The 18580-nt window shown below is 31.1% G+C and carries 20 protein-coding genes and 1 pseudogene; 1 reads left to right on the top strand and 20 read right to left on the bottom strand.

Annotated features, from left to right (window positions below; translation table 11 throughout):
- The 8 genes from JM658_RS16475 to JM658_RS16510 all read right to left on the bottom strand — a co-directional run.
- The coding region (locus JM658_RS16475) for a hypothetical protein (protein WP_236960887.1) at positions 1–521 on the bottom strand (521 nt) is incomplete at its 3' end.
- 244 nt (positions 522–765) lie between these two features.
- Positions 766–1344, bottom strand: a complete 579-nt coding sequence (locus JM658_RS16480; protein ID WP_236960889.1) for an NAD(P)H-dependent oxidoreductase — start codon at positions 1342–1344, stop codon at positions 766–768.
- A gap of 60 nt (positions 1345–1404) precedes the next feature.
- Positions 1405–1968, bottom strand: coding sequence for a Crp/Fnr family transcriptional regulator (locus tag JM658_RS16485; RefSeq protein WP_236960891.1), 564 nt, complete (start codon positions 1966–1968; stop codon positions 1405–1407).
- Between the two features lie 249 nt (positions 1969–2217).
- Positions 2218–2802 carry an N-acetylmuramoyl-L-alanine amidase family protein gene (locus JM658_RS16490; protein WP_236960893.1) on the bottom strand — a complete coding sequence of 195 codons (585 nt, stop codon included), beginning with the start codon at positions 2800–2802 and terminating at the stop codon, positions 2218–2220.
- A gap of 145 nt (positions 2803–2947) precedes the next feature.
- Complete coding sequence (locus tag JM658_RS16495) at positions 2948–3172, bottom strand: helix-turn-helix transcriptional regulator (RefSeq protein WP_236960895.1); 225 nt, start codon at positions 3170–3172, stop codon at positions 2948–2950.
- Positions 3169–3618, bottom strand: coding sequence for a hypothetical protein (locus JM658_RS16500; protein ID WP_236960897.1), 450 nt, complete (start codon positions 3616–3618; stop codon positions 3169–3171). The genes JM658_RS16495 and JM658_RS16500 overlap by 4 nt, the downstream gene beginning before the upstream one ends.
- 312 nt (positions 3619–3930) lie before the next feature.
- Positions 3931–4944, bottom strand: a complete 1014-nt coding sequence (locus JM658_RS16505) for a hypothetical protein (protein ID WP_236960899.1) — start codon at positions 4942–4944, stop codon at positions 3931–3933.
- Between the two features lie 82 nt (positions 4945–5026).
- Entirely contained in the window at positions 5027–5821 is a 795-nt protein-coding gene (locus tag JM658_RS16510) for a hypothetical protein (RefSeq protein ID WP_236960901.1), read from the bottom strand.
- Between the two features lie 219 nt (positions 5822–6040).
- On the opposite strand from JM658_RS16510, the pseudogene JM658_RS16515 reads away from it, so the two are divergent.
- Positions 6041–7607 (top strand): annotated as a pseudogene (locus JM658_RS16515) (IS1182 family transposase).
- 95 nt (positions 7608–7702) lie between these two features.
- On the opposite strand, the gene JM658_RS16525 reads toward JM658_RS16515, so the two are convergent.
- The 12 genes from JM658_RS16525 to JM658_RS16580 form a co-directional block, all read right to left on the bottom strand.
- Positions 7703–8455 carry a hypothetical protein gene (locus tag JM658_RS16525; RefSeq protein ID WP_236960905.1) on the bottom strand — a complete coding sequence of 251 codons (753 nt, stop codon included), beginning with the start codon at positions 8453–8455 and terminating at the stop codon, positions 7703–7705.
- Positions 8456–8628: 173 nt separating this feature from the next.
- The gene (locus JM658_RS16530) at positions 8629–10440 is read right to left on the bottom strand and encodes an AAA family ATPase (protein ID WP_236960907.1); all 1812 of its coding nucleotides are present in this window, start codon (positions 10438–10440) and stop codon (positions 8629–8631) included.
- A 226-nt stretch (positions 10441–10666) separates the two neighbouring features.
- A complete protein-coding gene (locus JM658_RS16535) occupies positions 10667–11143 on the bottom strand; it encodes a hypothetical protein (protein ID WP_236960909.1) in 477 nt (158 codons plus the stop codon).
- Between the two features lie 137 nt (positions 11144–11280).
- Complete coding sequence (locus tag JM658_RS16540) at positions 11281–12267, bottom strand: bacteriophage abortive infection AbiH family protein (RefSeq protein ID WP_262911787.1); 987 nt, start codon at positions 12265–12267, stop codon at positions 11281–11283.
- Between the two features lie 165 nt (positions 12268–12432).
- The gene (locus JM658_RS16545) at positions 12433–12720 is read right to left on the bottom strand and encodes a hypothetical protein (RefSeq protein ID WP_236960913.1); all 288 of its coding nucleotides are present in this window, start codon (positions 12718–12720) and stop codon (positions 12433–12435) included.
- A gap of 9 nt (positions 12721–12729) precedes the next feature.
- On the bottom strand, positions 12730–13470 hold the full coding sequence (locus tag JM658_RS16550; protein ID WP_236960915.1) for a hypothetical protein: 741 nt from the start codon (positions 13468–13470) through the stop codon (positions 12730–12732).
- A gap of 150 nt (positions 13471–13620) precedes the next feature.
- Positions 13621–14337, bottom strand: coding sequence for a hypothetical protein (locus JM658_RS16555; protein ID WP_236960917.1), 717 nt, complete (start codon positions 14335–14337; stop codon positions 13621–13623).
- Positions 14338–14499: 162 nt separating this feature from the next.
- Positions 14500–14913 carry a hypothetical protein gene (locus JM658_RS16560; protein ID WP_236960919.1) on the bottom strand — a complete coding sequence of 138 codons (414 nt, stop codon included), beginning with the start codon at positions 14911–14913 and terminating at the stop codon, positions 14500–14502.
- A gap of 518 nt (positions 14914–15431) precedes the next feature.
- Positions 15432–15776: a hypothetical protein gene (locus JM658_RS16565; RefSeq protein WP_236960921.1), complete on the bottom strand. Its 345-nt coding sequence runs from the start codon at positions 15774–15776 to the stop codon at positions 15432–15434.
- A gap of 122 nt (positions 15777–15898) precedes the next feature.
- The gene (locus JM658_RS16570) at positions 15899–16522 is read right to left on the bottom strand and encodes a TIGR02391 family protein (protein ID WP_236960923.1); all 624 of its coding nucleotides are present in this window, start codon (positions 16520–16522) and stop codon (positions 15899–15901) included.
- Between the two features lie 206 nt (positions 16523–16728).
- Entirely contained in the window at positions 16729–17550 is an 822-nt protein-coding gene (locus JM658_RS16575; protein WP_236960925.1) for a tetratricopeptide repeat protein, read from the bottom strand.
- 222 nt (positions 17551–17772) lie between these two features.
- The gene (locus JM658_RS16580; RefSeq protein WP_236960929.1) at positions 17773–18567 is read right to left on the bottom strand and encodes a cation transporter; all 795 of its coding nucleotides are present in this window, start codon (positions 18565–18567) and stop codon (positions 17773–17775) included.
- Positions 18568–18580: the final 13 nt, after the last annotated feature.

The following is an 18580-nucleotide window of genomic DNA, read 5'->3' on the forward strand; positions in this document are numbered from 1 at the left end:
CATAGTGCTTCTATATTCTTAATATTTACACCAATAAAACAATCATCGGCACAATTATCGTAGACATATCCACATGTTGAAATCATTCCGTTATTCTCCGTTTCGAAATAAGTAGTTGTGTTGCTTCTTTCAATGAGCCATTCATTTTGGGCTTTATCATAAATTTCATCTAAAGTGATAGGATCGGCACCGTTCTCGTGAGTACCTATTTCAGAGCCAGTTTCTGTCCATTCTATTTCGTCGAACTCATTATATTCGGAGGTTCCTTCAACTATATTTAATTCAAAATCTCTTTGAACTACAGCACCATTTTTAATCGATATAGTAGTTTTACTACTATTTCCTACCCATGAACTATTTGTTACGGTGTATTTGTATGAGTTATTGGAAGATTCTTTAAAGTCTAACCAATATTTTTTACTAGTTTCAAATTCGCTTTGATATTCTAAATCGTCAGAATCGCATGAATTTAATGTACATCCAAATACTAAAAGAGCTATTAAGTAAATTTTGTTATTCATGTTTTTAGGTTTTACTTATAGATGTTTTTCTATCAATTAAGTTGCGTCAGAATTAAGTAAATTTATTAAATACCTCTCTGTTATGGTGTTTATTAGGTGTTGTTATGTAAAAAATAGGTTTTTTATTTATAAGAATATGTGCTTTTTTAATAGAGAGTATTTTACTTATAAAAGCTTCCAAGCTAATGATATAACTTGTAAGTTAAAATACTTTAGTTTTCTATTTTTGAAGAGAGCCGTTCTTTCATTTCATCTTTTCACCTAACAAGGTTATTTTTTCTAACCATTTTTTTCTGAAATAGGAGTTTGAGTTTTTAATTGGAGCTATATAAGTTACTTTAACAGGATTGATTCCACAAAACTGTAAAGTCCCTTTTTTAAACTGATTTATAGTTGGACTTTTCATAAATAGAGAATCATACCATTTTGGTGTGTCTGCAGTAATGATTAACCTTGCTGATTTCCCCTTTAAGAGTTTTTCGGGTAATGGTTTGCCTTCTATTGGTTGATAAGTAATTCCAGGTAAAAATATTCTATCGATAAAACCTTTCATTAGTGCAGGATAGCCATACCACCACATTGGGAATATCCATACGATGTGATCTGCCATTTTTATTTTGTTGATGGCAATTACTAAATCGGGTTCTAATTCCATTCTTTTACGATAACCAAACTCTAGATTTGGATTAAATTCCAAGTCGGCAATATTAATTTGAGTTATTATGGAATCAGTTTTACGGAGTCCTTTTTTATAAGCATCAGATAATGCGTAATTAAAACTCTCTTTATCTGGATGTCCATTAATTATTAAAATATTTTTCATGTCGGTTCTATGTTTTCAGCAAAGAACCACAGTATTAAATTTCTTTGAAAGGACATTTGTCTAATTCGAAATCGACTTTCTTATTCGGCTTAGATGTCTTTGCGTAATGCCTAAATATGAAGAAAGGAAGTTAAGAGGAATTAATTGTAAATATTCAGGTTGATTAGTGAGTAAATCATGATACCGTTTTTCAGCGGTTTCTTTTTGTAACAAGAAAATTCTTTTTTCCATTTTGATATATTCTTGTTCAGCAATAAGTTTAAAAAATTTCACCCAATTGATACTTGATTGCTCTAATTTTAAAATTTCATCTCTTGAAATGATTAGCATTTCAATATCTGTTAGCGCTTGAATATTCTCAATAGTTTTTTCTTGTGATAAAAATGAAGAATAAGCACTTACAAACGAGTTAGAAAAAGTAAAGCAATAGGTTACTTCTTCGTTTGTTGATGAATGATAAAAAGATCTGAATAATCCAGAAACTACAAAGCCCACTTCTTTGGAGGTTTGCCCTTCTTTAATGAAATAATCCCCTTTTTTTAGCTTTCTATAAGCAGTTTTAGCTTCAAATAAATCAATTTCATCTTTGGTAAGGATACCAAATGATTCTAAATAGTTCTTCATTTTGTTTGATTGAGCCAAGAGCTAGGCTATGAACAGTACGAAAGTAGAAAATAAAGACCGAATAGAAAACCGCTTTCAGTCGATAATCAGTTTTGAAGGGGAGTATAGCAATTAATTTTAGCAGAAATAGAAAGTGTTTAATTGAGAATGTATAATCTCATCCTCAATTAAACACTTATAAAAATATTATTATGAATTGATTAATACTACAAAATAGACTTTAAGAGCCTGAACACTTGTTAGTATTGATTATTTTATTGCACTTAATATTGATTCTGCAAGTTCAGATTGCCCTTTTTCAGTAGTTAGCATTTCTCGATCATTTAAATTAGTTAGATAACCAAGTTCAACTAAAGCAATTGGATGGTTCACATTTCTTAGAAGATGGAAATCAGCTTTTCTGATTTCAACGCTTTTATCATTGAAGCTATAAAACAGTTCTAAAGCTAAATCTCCCGATTTTTCTTTCTGTTTGTTTTTATCACTTATAAAAATCTCTTTTCCACTTTTTTTATCGTTGTCATTAGCGTTAGCATGTAACGATATAACAAAATCAGGACTTAATTTATTGATTTGCTCAACTCGTTCGTTTAAGGTTAAAAACTTATCCGAATCTCTCGTTAAGATAATTTCTACGTTCGAATTTTTATTTAGCTCCTTGATTTTATTTGCAATATTTAGAGCAATTGCTTTTTCGTTAAATCCGTTAGCTGTAGTCCCATTGTCATGACCACCATGACTAACATCAATCACAATTGTCTTTTTATCAACACTTGTAAATGCAAATGTGATTGTTAATAAGGCTAATCCGATGAATTTTGTTAGGTTTTTCATATTTTTCGGTGTTGGTTATAATTATTACTAACGTATTCGTATATAGTTTGTTGTGTTATTGAGTAACTAATTTACTAAATAAAAACTGAATAGGAAATTAACTAATTGAATTTGTAGGCTTAATATAATAGGAAATAATATTTTACTAGAGATCATTGTTAAGCATAGGCATTTCGCTATCTTCTAATTCGAAAAAATCATTTACAGGTTTTTTAAAAAGTAAAGAGAGTCTTAATGCAAGAACAGTTGAAGGAACGTATCTATTTTTTTCAATTGAACTAATAGTTTGTCGAGATACTCCTATTTTATTTGCTAGTTCATCTTGTGTTAAATCCAGTATTGTTCTTTCAATCTTTAATCGATTTTTCATTTGTTCATACGTTTTAAAAATTCAAAATAAAAAACCTGAATAAACAATAAAATCCATAATATTTTCCAATCTCCAACTTCTTGAAAATTTTCTTGATGTTTTTGTGAAATGATATTTGCGATATAATTAAATAATGGGTTCGTTAATAAAGTTATGATAACACCAGTAATAAAAGCAAACGTATAAGATTGCATTCTTAAAGATGTGATTAGTTCATCTTCTATTCTTTCTTTTGAAATAGAAATGAGTAATAGTCCTATTAATATTCCATATTTGGCTATTAGTTTTAGGTCAATATTTTCAATTGAAAATTTATTTACAAAAAAAGTTACTAAAGAAATTATTACAATACCGATTCCGATTTTTTTAAATCTATTTGGTAATTGATAACGTTTCATCTTTTCGAGACTTTTTCTTTCACATTCCATAAATGATTTTACATTCATAATATATTTTTTTAAAGTTGAAAAATAAGTTAGCTTGTCTCAAATATAAATATATTTTCCATAATGACAAACAAACTTTACATTTTCTAACAAAAAAATATTATTTTTAATATGATTATATATTCCCGTGGATGTTTTTCTGGATTTGCTTATGGTCAATATAAGATTAGTCGTGTAGTTTAATAACTAACTTAATAAATGAAAAAACAGATAAAAAATTAAGTAATTGAATCTGTAAACCCGATATAATAGTGTCTAATATTTTTGAAGAAATGATTTGCTTTTTACCTCAGTTCTTTGTTGGCTGCTGGGTTATTCTATTTTAATTATTTCATTTTTGATTCTGCCTTCTTTGTTTTTTATTGTCAAAACAATTTTTTGCTCTCTAGGAATTTTGGTAAGTTTTATAATTTCTCTATTGCGATATTTTTTATAGTTAATCAAATTTTCGTCAATATTTTCATTAAATATATCGTGTTCGTGTTTACTTTCTTTAAAATAATTCTCTTTGATTCCTAAAACACCAAAGCCTTTAAAACTGTTAGCTACAAATAATTTGTTATCAAAAATAAGAATGTCATTGAAACTCCATTTTCCTTTATATTCTGTTGAAATGGCAAAACTTTTTAATAATTTCAAATCTGAATATAGAGTAATATGTTCGCGTTGAGTTCCCCAATTCATTGTTGTCGATAGCAGTCCTAAATAATTTTCAGTAATTCTGGCTTTATGTATGCTCTCATAACTGCTATTTGATTTAAGTTCTTTAAAATGGGAATATTCAAGTTTGTCAGTTGAATTTAGTTTGTAGTATAAAATGTATTTAGGTATAATGATATTGTCAACTGCTATAAGTAAACTATCATTTAATACTAAATCATCAACTGCTTTACCATAGGACATTACTTCTTTTGGAATTTTTAATTTAAACCATTTTTTACTTTTCAAATGATATTGTACTAGTAATTCTTTTCCCATTTCACCACCTACAAAAAGGTTATGTTGATTAATCAATATAGACTTTGGTTTAATATCAAACGGAATTGAGAGCTTTGTTTCTCTCGAAGCATTAATGTCAAAAAGTTGAATTTCATTTTTCACAGTATCCAAAACGGCAACTCTTTCTTTTTGGTCTGTTGCGATAATTGATTTTTTAGAGACAGAAAATGTTTTTATTTCATTGATTTTATCATTCTGGAATAAATTTATCGAATACGTTTTTATGTTCTTTTGCAATAAGAATAGATTTCCATTTTTCAATCCATTTTGTCCAAAAGTAATTTGAAATGATAAAATTATGATTGAAGTGAGAATTATTTTTTTCATATCGTTTTTCGCCTTGCAGGTAACGGTTTGGGTATGGTGCGTGTCCCGCAGGGCATGCACTATACCTTTTGTTGGCAAACGTTTATTCTACTATTTCAATCTTATTTTCCTCAAGAATGTATTTCATATAAATACCTAAGGCTGGGGAGTAAACAGAAAATTCTTTTAATTCTGTAAAACCGGCATAAAGTCTTAAAGTACAAATGTCAGTCGCTGTTATGTATGGGGTAGATCTTAAATGAGAATGGGATGATGATGTAACCTTCCCAACTCCTGGAATTTCGGACTGAGCGGGAACCATACGAGAGTGGAACTTTTGCCAATCCGTTATCTCGCCAACGGAATCTGTTTCAAACAAATAATCATTGCCGAATGGAATGATCCCACTTTCGCTTGTCCCCATTAGAATGTATAGTTTATAACCAAACTCTGACTTCATTAAAACTAGGTTAGGATTATAGTTCTGCGGAATGGTTATTTCATATTTACTATCAGATAATTGCTCAATTATTTTTGCCTTTGTCTCTATCAATTCCTGCTCAATAATCGAAAGTTCAGAGTTTTCAATAGTAGTTTTTGAAGGGTTGTCAAAATTGGGATTGACAAATTCATACCTTGCTACTACACCCGTTTGATTCTTATCTAACATTGAGACATGGGTTGTGTCATTCGAGTGATAAACGACATATCCTCCAAATTTCTTTTTCAGTTTTTTGTCAGACATCAACAAATCGGTTGAAATCCAAACGGCCTTTTCATACCTGAATAGTAAGTCAGCTTCCTGTATTATCGAATCCATTTTCGGCTGTAGGTCGACTGCTTGAGAAAAGCAGTTTATTGTAAATGTCAGGAATAGAGTAATGGTCAAAAATTTCATGTATTCTGTTTTTTAATGTTTGCCAACGGTCTCGGCTATGAGTAGTTGCGTGGGTTAGCGATTAACTATGCAAGTACATACCAAACTGAAAATCCGCGAGGATTTTCAGAAGTAGGCGAGAACAAGCAATTACTTATAGCCATTGTGCCTGTTGCACAAGTTAGCAAAAATTTGACATAGGGTTGTTATTAATTTTTCATTGGATTCGTAACTTTAAGTATGCAAGGCAAAAAAACATATCAAGAAAAGTTATTCAATGAGTTTCGTTTGAGTGAACGTGTTCCAAAAGGTAATTTCTATCGTCGTTTAAAGAGTGCTATTTCCTTAGATTTTCTTTACTCGCTTACCAAAGGTTTTTATGGTAATAGCGGACAAAAGAGTATCGATCCCGTAGTTTTCTTTAAACTCTGTATGGTGGGCTATTTAGAAAACATTATTAGCGACCGTAAGCTGATGGATCATTGTAGTATGCGGCTGGATATTTTATTCTTTTTGGATTATGATATCGATGATGAGCTTCCCTGGCATTCTACCATTAGCCGTACGCGACAGTTATTTCCTGAACAGGTTTTTGAAGAAGTTTTTACTAAAGTCTTTGAACTGTGTGTATCTAAGGGAATGGTCAGTGGTCATACACAAGCTATTGATAGTGCGCCAATAAAAGCAAATGCTTCGATGGATAGTTTGGAACTTAAAGTGCCTGAAGCAGCGTTGGAATCTCACCTTCGAAGCGTTCGTCATATAAGTAAGCGTGACAAAGAAAAACCATTACGTAAGTCCAAAGAGAATAAAGCAGGGAAAGCCCAACAAACCATAGTCGCTAGCAAAAAAGAACTCCAGGATATTACCACTAGGAATAGCAAATGGGCAAGAGAACAAGACCAGCGTCCTGGCGCAGGTAATAAAGGAGCAAGATATACCAGCAATAAAACGCATTACAGCCCTACCGATCCCGATACCCGAATTAGTGTAAAGCCGGGCAAGGCTAGAAAACTGAATTACTTAAGTCAATTAACAGTCGATACTTGCAATCATGTGATAACCGACATAAAAGCCTACCATGCCGATGGTAAAGACAACCAGCAATTAGTTGACATTGTAAAAAGGGTACAACGGCGACTATGGAACTCAGGACTACTTTGGGAAAACTGTGTAGCAGATACAGGATATAGTAGTGGAGAGAATTATGCCTTTTTAGAAAACAGACACTTGCAAAGCTTTATTCCTCCACACGGTACCTATAAGGGAGGTCCTGATGGTTTTATATATAATGAAGAAGGAAACTATTGGTTATGCCCACAAGGTAAAAAAGTAACTTTTAGAAAAACAGAAACTAGAAAAAGGAACGCTAAAAGATAATTACTTTACTAAGCGTAGTGATTGTAAGGGATGCCCGATAAAACAGCAATGTATAGGTAAGAGTTATGAAAAGCGGATCAATATTACCGCCTACCGCAAAGAATATGAACGCAATATAGCTCGGGTAAACAGTCCACAGGGTCGTTATATGAAAGCCAAACGGCAAAGCACGGTAGAACCAGTATTTGGAACATTAACCCAATTTATGGGACTTAGAAAGGTCAATACCATTGGCATTAAACAAGCCAATAAGTGTATGCAGCTCGCTGCCATTGCCTACAACCTTAAAAAGTATCTGAAATTCATCCAAAAACATGCTAAAAGTGGAGTGGGAAGCTTAAAAGTCTTGTCTTCTTTTTTAAAAGCCCTTCAAAAACATATTTTATGCTGTTTTGAGCTCCCTAATTTTAACGTACAACTTAATTAGATCATAAAATAAAAGCCCTTAAAAGGGCTTAAATCTATCTTGTTTTTATAAAATCAATGGCTTGTGCAACGGTTACCATTGTTGTGGTGCGTTTTTTATATTCCTAACATCGGTTTTAACATTTCATAAATTGGTGAGGAAATGAGACTTGTAAATGTTCCAATTCCAATATCTTTTACTAATTCACCAATTAATAAAAGTCGGTTTTTTATATCCTTTCCATCGTTTAATTTCTTCTCTGCGTTTTCTACTTCTGCTAATAGTTCTATGCTTTCAGAACTTTTATTCTCTTTTAAGTCTTTGCGGATTAGTTCAAACACTTTTAAAACGTCTTGGTTTGAATATTTAATTTTTTGTGTTTGGACGGAATTGTCCGAATTGATTTGAAATTGTGTTGGCGAATTAATATCTCCAAATTCCATACTCAACTTTCCGTTGCTCTTTTTCTTATTTGCCATATTTCTTTCTATCCAATTAGTTACTAATTCTTGCTGAACTTCTGAATTTTTCTTTTTGGTTAAAAGAGGTAATACAACATACTTAACATGTGTTACAAACCTATTTTTATCCGCTTTTTGTTTCGTCTCGTAGTAATCTAAATGAAAATCCAATAATTTTTCTAAATCATAAATTGGTTGGAAAAGCATTAATTTGTGAACAAATTGTTCATCATAATCGTCAGAAGTTGTTTCTCTGTAAAATGTTTGACTTGAGTGTGTTCTTTCTCCCCAACTATTTCGGCTTGGTTTTCCTATGATTGCTGATATCATCTGCTGACCTAAATTTCTTAATTGATAATCGGTTTCAGATAAATTTTCATCAGTACTTATTGAATAAAATTCATTCATTTTTTGTTATGCGTTTTGTTGGTTTTAAATGCACCACAACGGTTTTGTGTATGATTAGTGGCGTGTTTTAAGCACCTAATTTAGTAAATAAAAAACGAATAGAAAATCCGCGAGGATTTTCGTAAGTAGGCTATAACCAAGCCATTAATTATACACGTTGTTGTAACCAGTACTTATGGTACAATGCTTAATAAATCTGTAAACATTTCTGTGAACTCATATCGGTCTGTTCCATTATCATTATACATTTCCACTTCTCTAATTTGTTCTGTTGTCATAAGTGTCCAATAGTTTTCAAGTACATTTTGTTTTCTTGAAGTTTTTTCTGCTGCGATTAACGCCTTGGCATCACAAGTATCAGTAAAGCTAAAAGTACTTCCAGCTGATAAATTCAATACATCAAGATGTACATAATTTTCTGGTTCACGTTTTAGAGTTAAATATGCTTTTATTCCGTTGTTTTGTAATTCTTGGATTTTGTCTCTGTTTTGTTGTTCTTCATTTGTTCCTAAATCCGAATCAAGCATTACACAGTAAGGAATTGCAAATTGGTCAATTAACCGAAGAGTTGTCCAATGTTTTAGATTGCCACAGCCACCAATTGGAACTAATGCAATCCTCTTATCCTCAAATGTATGGTCAAAATGTCCACCTGCTTTTAATTGTGTGGCTGTATGGTTTACAAATGTCACATCGCTTTTACCTTCTAAAAGTAAAATCGCATTAGCATTTTTTGAAATCGGGTCAGCTAAAACACCTAATGTATCTGCAATTTTTTCAAAAACATCTTCTGTACCTAATTCAACAGTTCTATCATTTCCATTTTTTTGAATGAAACGTAAACTGTCTAAAGGAAGTAAACCTCCAAGTGCAGGCGTATGTGTTGTCAAAATTATTTGTGAATTACCAGTATTAGATAATTCCATAAAAGCTTGAATTAGCATTTCTTGATGGTCAGGATGTTGAGAAGTTTCAGGTTCTTCAAAAGCAAATATTATTTGATTTCCTTGATTCTGGGCTCTTAATCTTTCTGCCTCTGCTCTAAAAAAGTTTAATAAAATTAATCTCCTTATTCCACTTCCTCTTTTGTTTATTGGAATATCCTCTTCGGATTTTATTGTTAATTTAAACTGTGAGTCAAATTTAGGTTCTGTTTTAAATTCAGGTATTAATTCGTTTGCCAAATCTGGCGACATTTCCTTGAGTTTAGCTAAAGTTCTATTGGCAGTATCAATGGCTTTAATTCTTACTTGTTCTTTTATATGTTCAAGTTCAGCCGTTAATTCTGATAATGCTTGTTGAACAGCTATTTTCATTGGGTCTGTTACTTCCTTATCATCATCTTTACTTTGTCTATCTGATTGGAAAAGTGCGTAAAGTGGTAAGTATGATTTTAAAGTATCATAAACTTTTTTGGTATCTTCTTTGTCTACTAACAATTCGGTCTCTTGAAGCTCGAGGTCTCCAAAAGAATTCCTTATTGCTTCTCTAATAGACGAATTAACATTCCCATTATAATTTTCTGCGTCAATTCCTAAATCAGTAGCTCTCTGTCTTAATTCAGTTCTTTTAAGAGTAAGCAAATCATTACCATTTGCAATACTTGGATGATTACAAATAATAAAAACTTTCTCTTTTGGTTTTGCAGCAGTTGCTGCAAAAACCTTTTTAATTTCGAGTTTGTTTTGAGTATTTAGTAAGTGTTCCGCTTGTAACGTTGTTGGATTTGCAACATCAATTATTATTTCAGCTGGAAAATCCGAAAAAACGCAAGTTATTTCAATTTTGTTGTTGTCAGCAGTAATATTTAAATCGTCCTTTTCGCAATTGACTAAAGAGTTATTAAAGAATATTTCAAGAGCTTCAAGTATGGTAGACTTGCCAGCATCATTCTTTCCGATGAAAGCAGTTAGATTAGAAATAGGAATAATCGTTTCAGTTTGATATCCTCTAAAATTTTTGATTTTTACTGTTTCTAGTATCATTGGCAGGTTTTTTCTCGTATTGGTTACAACGGACTTGTGTATGAAACGTAGCGTGCAAAAAGACACTAACTTATCGGATAAACACAGAGCTGAATTTTTATATTTTGTTTTTAATTTTTCTCTTTTTAAAAGCCAAATTAAAAATTTGGCGGACTTACAAGTACACAAAAACCTTTCGGTTAAGCACTTATTAGCTATGTTTTATACACCGTGTTACCAGTTTTTATTATCTATGGTGAATTATTTTTCCTCCGTTTTGATATTCCGAACTTTGTTCAATTCTGTATGAACCATTTAGACTATAAAACTTCCAACCCCACTTATCATAATTAAATGAACCAGTAGTTTTTAGTAAATCATAAACACTCATCAATCTATTCATAATGTTTTCTTTTTGAAACTCAGTACAACGGACGCCAAAAAGGAAGATATCATTTTGGTCTGTTCTCATTCTTCTTATATCAAGGTAAAGAAAAACCAAGTCATCGTCTGAACTATGAAAAATTTCAATATTGTTTATTTCCTCATTCCAATAATTTTTTACTACTAATGGGATATTTATGTTAATATTCAAACTTTTTGCTAATTCAGATATTTCATTTCCATTGAGGTCAGTTTTCCAATATGAATTTTCAACTGCGAATAATTCATCAAGACAGGCATAGAAATAAAAATCAACATATTTAATTTTTGGATTATCCATTTTTTTAATTACTGGTAACGTGTTTGTGTATGATTAGTGGCGTGTTTAAGCACCTAATTTAGCAAATAAAAACTGAATAGAAAATCCGCGAGGATTTTCGTAAGTAAGCTAAAACCAGCCATTAATTATACACCGTGTTACCTGCTGGCTTTTCCTTTCAAGTTCTCAATTTTTATTTGATGTACTTTATTTTTTTCAATTCCTAAATCAGCCAATATTTTTAAATACTTTTCTTTTTCAACTTCTCTATGGTAGGAAACAATCCAATTTGGTTTTCCTTTACTTATACTTACTATTTTTTCAAAATATTTTATGTCCACTTCTGACATTGAATGACCTAAAACGTAAATGTTTTCAACATTTTCTAAACTATTGAAAAAATCAATGTTTTTATCAATTGCTGTTTGAGTATTCTTGAATGCGTGAGTGTAATATGAAAGAATTTCCCTTTTTGCATCCTCGTAGGATAAATCAAATTGGTCAGCCATATGTTCTTCCCATTGTTGTATTTCCTCGTCAGAAAGTCCAGATGGCGGAACTTCTTTTTCTTCTATGAAATTTTCAGGGTCAGTTCCGTGACCTAAAATTATCTCGCTCTTATCTTCTTTTACTTTGTTGTGTATGTAGCAAATATTTCCTTCAGAAACTTCATAATACCTTTCTAGTGTATTCGTATAATTGAAATTTAAAAAAACGCTATTCGTTTCTATGTCGATTTGATAATCAGATATAGATTCTGGGAATTCGACATTAAGTATGAATGAATTAAAAACGGAAATCAGACCATTAGTCAATTTCTCAATTATTAATTCCATTTCGATTTGATAAGCGTGCCATTCTCTGTCTTTAAAATCGGGACTTCCAGGATTGGCAGCATAATCAGATTTATCTTCTAGGACTTGCTCGTAATCCAAATCCGCTAGAGCCAATTCAAAAGTCGACCATAAGTTGTAATCATCATCACTAATTGGATTTTCAGAAATATCTGGTAATCCGTAATAGGTTAGTATGAGTTCATAAATTTCGTTATTTTCTTTGGAAAGAAATTTAGCAAATGATTGGTATTTAGTATCAAGTCCGTGATACATATCAAATCCATTTCCTATTATATATAAGTTTTTCAATTTAGACGGATGTTTTTTTAGCTTGCAGGTAACGTGTTTGTATAAGATTAGTTGCGTTGTTTAAGCAACTAATTTAGCAAATACAAACCGAATAGAAAATCCGCAAGGATTTTCGTAAGTAGGCTTGCACTAGCAATTAATTTTATACGGTGTTGGCGGTAGTTTTTAATTTCCGTTGTAAGTTGGAATTCGAACGTAATTTTTATTTCCGTTCATATCATAAAAGGCATTACTTTTTCCATTTATTGCTTCAAGGTTTACATCTAAATATCCATTGACGTCAACTGTGTTATCTATATCAACACTTCCTGATACATCTACATAGCCACCTTTCACGTATACATTTTGTTTTGTCGGTATTATTCCTGCGTTCTGAAGTACAACTGCCCATATTCCAACTGTCATTATTATTAATATTGCCTTAAGAGAAATGTTTTTCGATTTAGTTTCCATATTGTTTATTTATATAAAGTTTAATATCATTTTTACGATTGAATTTACATTGTCACGAATATATATTGCAACCCATTTTTCCGCACGATTTCCACTATGAGAATCACTAAAATTATTTCTTGCATTGGCAACTGCATTTGTAACTGTTGAAATAAGAATAATTACTTGTTCAGGATATTCAATATTGTTTGCGTCAAGTTCATTTCTTAAATAATTTCTTATTTGTACAGCCATAGGTGTTAATTCATTAAGATTTATTTGGTCAGGAATTTTTTCTCTAATAAAAGATTTATAGAATCCTTCCAAACAAGTATAAGCGAGTGTTAATGCTAATTCATAATTACCTTCGTTAATGGCTGTATCCATTCTCTCTAAATAATCAATCAGTCTATCTGCATTCCATAAATTATTTGGGATTTCAGCTTGTGGAACTTGTAATTGATTTACAGGTTCTATTAAGTCGCGTATAGAAGCAGTTCTTTCTGGTTCTATATGACCAATCGTGTCGAGAATAGAATTTACTATTTGAATTCTTTCATTTTCAGGTTTTTCCATTATAAGGTCAAAATAGTAATCTCTTCTGCTTGTACTTTTATTTTCAGCTCTACGTTGCTCAATATAATTTATATATGATGGTACATTATTATTAACTTCTCTTATGGTATTTAGAAATTTTGTTCCTCCGTAATAAGTGTCGCCTTGAATATTTATCAATTCAAAAAGTCTATTGTAAATCTGTATCCAATTCATTTATTCGAGGTCTTTTTTTAATTACCGCCAACGGTCTTGGCTATGAGTAGTTGCATGGGTTAGTGATTAACTTTGCAAGTACACACCAAACTGAAAATCCGAGAGGATTTTCGTAAGTAGGCGAGAACAAGCAATTACTTATAGCCATTGTTAGCTTGCGTTTTTTAGTTCAATGTTTAGTTTAATCTGATGTAAATTCCGCTTAATGTCAATAAATTTCCAATAAGTTTTATTTAGTATTTCTTCTATCCAAAATCTCATTAAGTTTAAAAAGTAAATCAAACAATAGATTAAGAATAAAAATTTAAATACTAGTTTAATATTTTCCACAAAATTTTGGTCATCGGATAGAATTAATTCTGTCGAAGTATTCCAAACAGGCAAAATAAACAATAGAATAATTCCACCACCTAAAAGTAATCTTTCCTTAGACTTCAATAACTCAGCTTCATCTTTAAACAGCTTCTCATACGAAGTTAATAAGTCAATATCCTTCTTATTTTTATTCAATATTCTATTCTCAACCAAGGCATCATAGAATTTTTTGATCTGCGCTTCTCTAAATTCAGTATTTACCCAATGAGAGTATTTACCTTTCTTGGGTTCAACATCTAGTTTAGATTTCATCCGTTTTTTATTTAATGGGAAAATTACTGTAACTGCTCCTAGAAATAATAGAATTCCCCATATAACTAAAAAGATAACTTGAAATGTTGGTTTAAGAAAAAAATTAATTGCACTTAGCAAGATGAAAATTGTTAAATAAATTGTTTGTGGATATTGATACCATTTTTTATCATCATACAAAAGTCTTTGGTACCTTGTATCTTGATAAGATTTCACTATTCGTTCTTTTATTGCAATCATTTTCGTTTGTTCAGTCAAATGCAAGCTAACGTTCTCGTGTATGATTAGTTGCGAGAAAATCGGTTAAGATTTTCCGCCGTAAGCTAAAGATAATTAATTAGATTGAATTTCCGATAGGGAAATTCAGTCGCAATTAATTATACACATTGTTGGCAACTGGTTTTATATTTCCGTTCCCTTAATTCGGATTTCGTTCGTCTTTTTTATGTTTTCAGTTGTCTTTGTTATTAATTTCACTAAATTAATTTCGATGTTTTTATCAGACGTTTTTATTTTACTTGATATAATTTTCAAGATGAAGTTTTCGTCAATCAAATATTCATTGTAATCTTGGTTAATTACATCTCCATTAATCTGAAAAACAATTGGCCTATTTTCTAATTCTAAATGCTTTGTAATAAGTTTGTTTAAGGTTATGAATTTTGGAATATAATCCGATTTCATTTTGAGAATAATTTTTCCGTAGTATTCTTTTCCATTTAGAGTATAATTCTCTTTCTCAATATTTATACTTTCTATTTTTTCCGAGTTTATTACGCTTAACTTTCTTTCATCTCCAAGAAAAATCTCATTCACAAAAATTCCAGCTGGTTTCTTTTTAGAATGAAATTTATTTAGAGTGTCATTTACGAAAACTTTTATTTCTGAATTTTCTGAGTAGTTAATTTTCTCAATAGATTTTTTTTTCGATTATTTCTTGACTAAATGAATTAAAAGTCACGAACAGTAATATTAAGGCAAGAATATTTTTTTTCATTTCTGTTTAGTTTTAATAATTCAAATTTAAAGTGTGTTTAGTTATTCCAAAACTAATAATGAGTGATTAATGTTATTTATAGAGTAAACGATACTTTATGGTTAGTCAATCAGTTTCTTGGTTTGGTTAACTTGTTGCCAACGGTCTTGTATATGGCTCGTAGCGTGCAAATTAGCGATTACCTTTCGGTTAAGCACGAGCCGAATTTTTTAATTTTCTTATTACCTTTTCTTTTCAATAAGCCAAATTAAAAAATTTGGCGGACTTGCAAATATGCCTTAACTTCAGATTAAGCAACTGACTAGCTATGAGCTATATACGTTGTTGTGCCCAGTTTTTATTTCCGATTTAATTGCCAACTCATTAATAAAATATTCCACATCGCAAAAAAGTCAGAACCCTTAAACGCAGGAATAATAAATTTTTCAGAATTCAGACTGGTAATTGTCAATTCGTCCCATTCTGCTTTTTTCATTGACTCTTTCGTTGCTTTTCCCGTTTCGTTTAATTTAACCAAAGATTCAGGTTTCATTTCTTTAATGGTCTCAATTAGAAGACTCTTAAATTTGTCATATTCTCCCCAAACTATTTTCCGAGTTCCAATTATAGTCCATTTGTCATTATTGGGTTGAGTGAAAACTAAAACAGGTATTCCAATATTTAGATTTTTAAACAATTCCAAATAATGTTTTTGGTTTCAGTCGGTAAACTTTCGAACAAGAATGAATGTTCAGTTGGAAGACTGTGTTTTCCAGCTTTCCACTTTAATCTTTTCGTAATATATTCATCTGTTTTCTGCATTTTTTAAAATGGGCATTCAGGCTCAATTTTTTTCAATAAGTCACTTGCTACTACTATTCGCTCAAAGGCTTCTACAAAATCCAATTCCACATCTCTATGTGAACAAGGGTTTTTATAAAAACCAAAAGCTCCTGAAATGTAATGAGCAAATGCTTCTCGTTCTGATTTTGGTAAATTAAAATCCGTTAAAGGTCCATTTTCGGAATGAAAAGCTTTTCTTATTAATCTTACTCCAACTTCGTCGGGTTCAGCGTTAATTCTCTCTCTAATACTTATTTCTATTGTTTTAAAAGCTTGCAAGACAGCACTCTCGTATTCTTGCTTTTCCAACAACTTAAAACTTTTCTCAATTATTTTTGGATGCACGTATGTAGTTGGAAGTAGTGAATATTTTTCCAATACTTTTTTAAATTCACGTTCTGGGAAACGAAATCCAAGTTTCGTTGGAAAGAAAACGTCTTCGCCTTCTTCATCATATCCTCGTTGAAACTTTCGAATATCAATATGTGCAGTTGGGCTTTGTTTATATTTAACACGAGTAAATCTTATCGGTTGAAATCCACCTTCATTGGCTTCTCCGATTGTTTTCTGATATTCGATTTTTGCTTGTATTTCGGCTTTGCTCATTGTCGTTTGTCAAATTGGGTACAACGGTTGGTGTATGAAACGTAGCGTATAAATATACGATAATTTTCAGATTAGCACCGAGCCGAATTTTTACATTTTGTTTTTATCTTTATTTTACTAAAAGCCAAATTTAAAAATTTGGCGGACTTGGCAAATACGCACAAACCTTTCGTAAAGCCTGAAATAGCTATGTTTTATACACGTTGTTACCCAACGTTATTTATTCGTTTTTTAGTTTTTTGCTCAAATTCCTTTCTCCATTCGTCAATGTTGAAATTATACCTCTCTTGAAAAGAAGATGTTTCCCAATACATTTTTAAGGCATAATTCTGTTCCATTAATAATGCTCTATTAATGTCTCCAATTTCGTGTAACTCTTTTATGATTTCATTTAGTATTATGTAGTCTTTATTTTCTTTTTTCCCTCCAAAATTAAATTCAATATTTTCTCGATTCTTAATTAATGGATGATTTTCCAATTCTTCAATAGGGTTTAAAGTTTTCAACATTCTTAGAGCATTTTGAGAAGGAAATTCTATAGCCCAATTTGAAAGAATTGAATTTATGATACTTTCTTGAAATTCTTTTTCATTTCCAACTCTTTTTAGTTGTGATGCGAGTTTGAACCAATTCTCACTTAATTCTCCAAAACTATCGGTGCTTTTTTTGTAAAATTCAATTGCTTTTTCAGGATTGTTTTGTTTTAAATATTCATTTCCTTTATCTAAGTAAAAATCATAAAAACTTTCATCCTCAATTTCTTCTTCTCCCCAATCAAAGTCGTTTAATTCATACCATTCTAAAAATTTATCAAGAGAAGAAAACTTGGGTTCAATAATTCCTTCATCGTGAATCATTTCGCAGACTATAGGTTCTTTATTTTCTTTCCCAAATTCCCAATATAATCCAAAGTAATCTCCGTTTCCTAAACTAGCTTCATTAAATTGTAAAAACCCGTTTGGCGGATAAACTCCTACCTCAATTTTTAAGTCTGTTGAAATTTCATTAATTTTTCTAGGTAATCTCATTTTTTTTATGTTGGGTAACGGTCTTGTATATGGCTCGTAGCGTGCAAATTAGAGATTATTTTTCGGTTAAGCACGAGCCGAATTTTTTAATTTTCTTATTATTTTTTTTTATCAATAAGCCAAATTAAAAAATTTGGCGGACTTGCAAATATACCTTAACTTCGATTAAGCAACTAACTAGTTATGAGCTATATACGTTGTTGTAAGTAGTGCTTTTTTCGTTCACTTACTTAACTTCAAAATCCGAAATGCTCCTTGAATTACCAACACAAAAACAATTGTTCCGATAATCAAATCAGGTTTACTCGAATTCAACCAATTTACCAAAATTCCTGCAATTATTACTCCTAAATTTATAATCACGTCATTCGAGGTGAAAATCATACTCGCTTTCATATGTGCCTCTTCTTTGCTCTTTGACTTTTGCAAAATATAAAGACAAATTCCGTTTGCGATAAGTGCAAAAATCGAAACGATAATCATTGTAGAAAAATCGGGAAGTTTCTCGTCTCCGAAAAATCTTCTTAAAACTTCCACAAATCCGATAATCGCAAGTGTTATTTGAAAATATCCAGCAAGTTTAGCAATCCGTTTTTTCTTAATTAATGTTCCGCCAACCGCAAACAAGCTAATTCCGTAAACGAAACTGTCGGCAAGCATATCCAAACTATCGGCAACAAGTCCCATTGATTTTGAGATAATTCCTGTCGTCATTTCGATAATGAAAAACGCAAAATTTATGGCAAGTACAGACCAAAGTAGTTTTTTCTGATTTTCGTTTTCTTTAAATTCCGTTTGGTCGCTTTGTTCCGTTGAGATTTTCTTTCCGCCTAAATTTAGTTCGATAACGGACTTTTCGATTTGGTCAATTTCTCCGCTGTGAAAAACGGTCAATTTTCGGTTCGGAATATCAAAGTCCAAATTCGCAATACTTGAAATTCCGTCCAATTTCATTCGGATTAGATTTTCCTCTGAAGGACAATCCATTTTGGTAATTTCAAATATCGTTTTATTCACTTGGTTTCTGGGT

The organism is Joostella atrarenae, assembly GCF_021764745.1.
Classification (GTDB): Bacteria; Bacteroidota; Bacteroidia; order Flavobacteriales; family Flavobacteriaceae; genus Galbibacter; species Galbibacter atrarenae.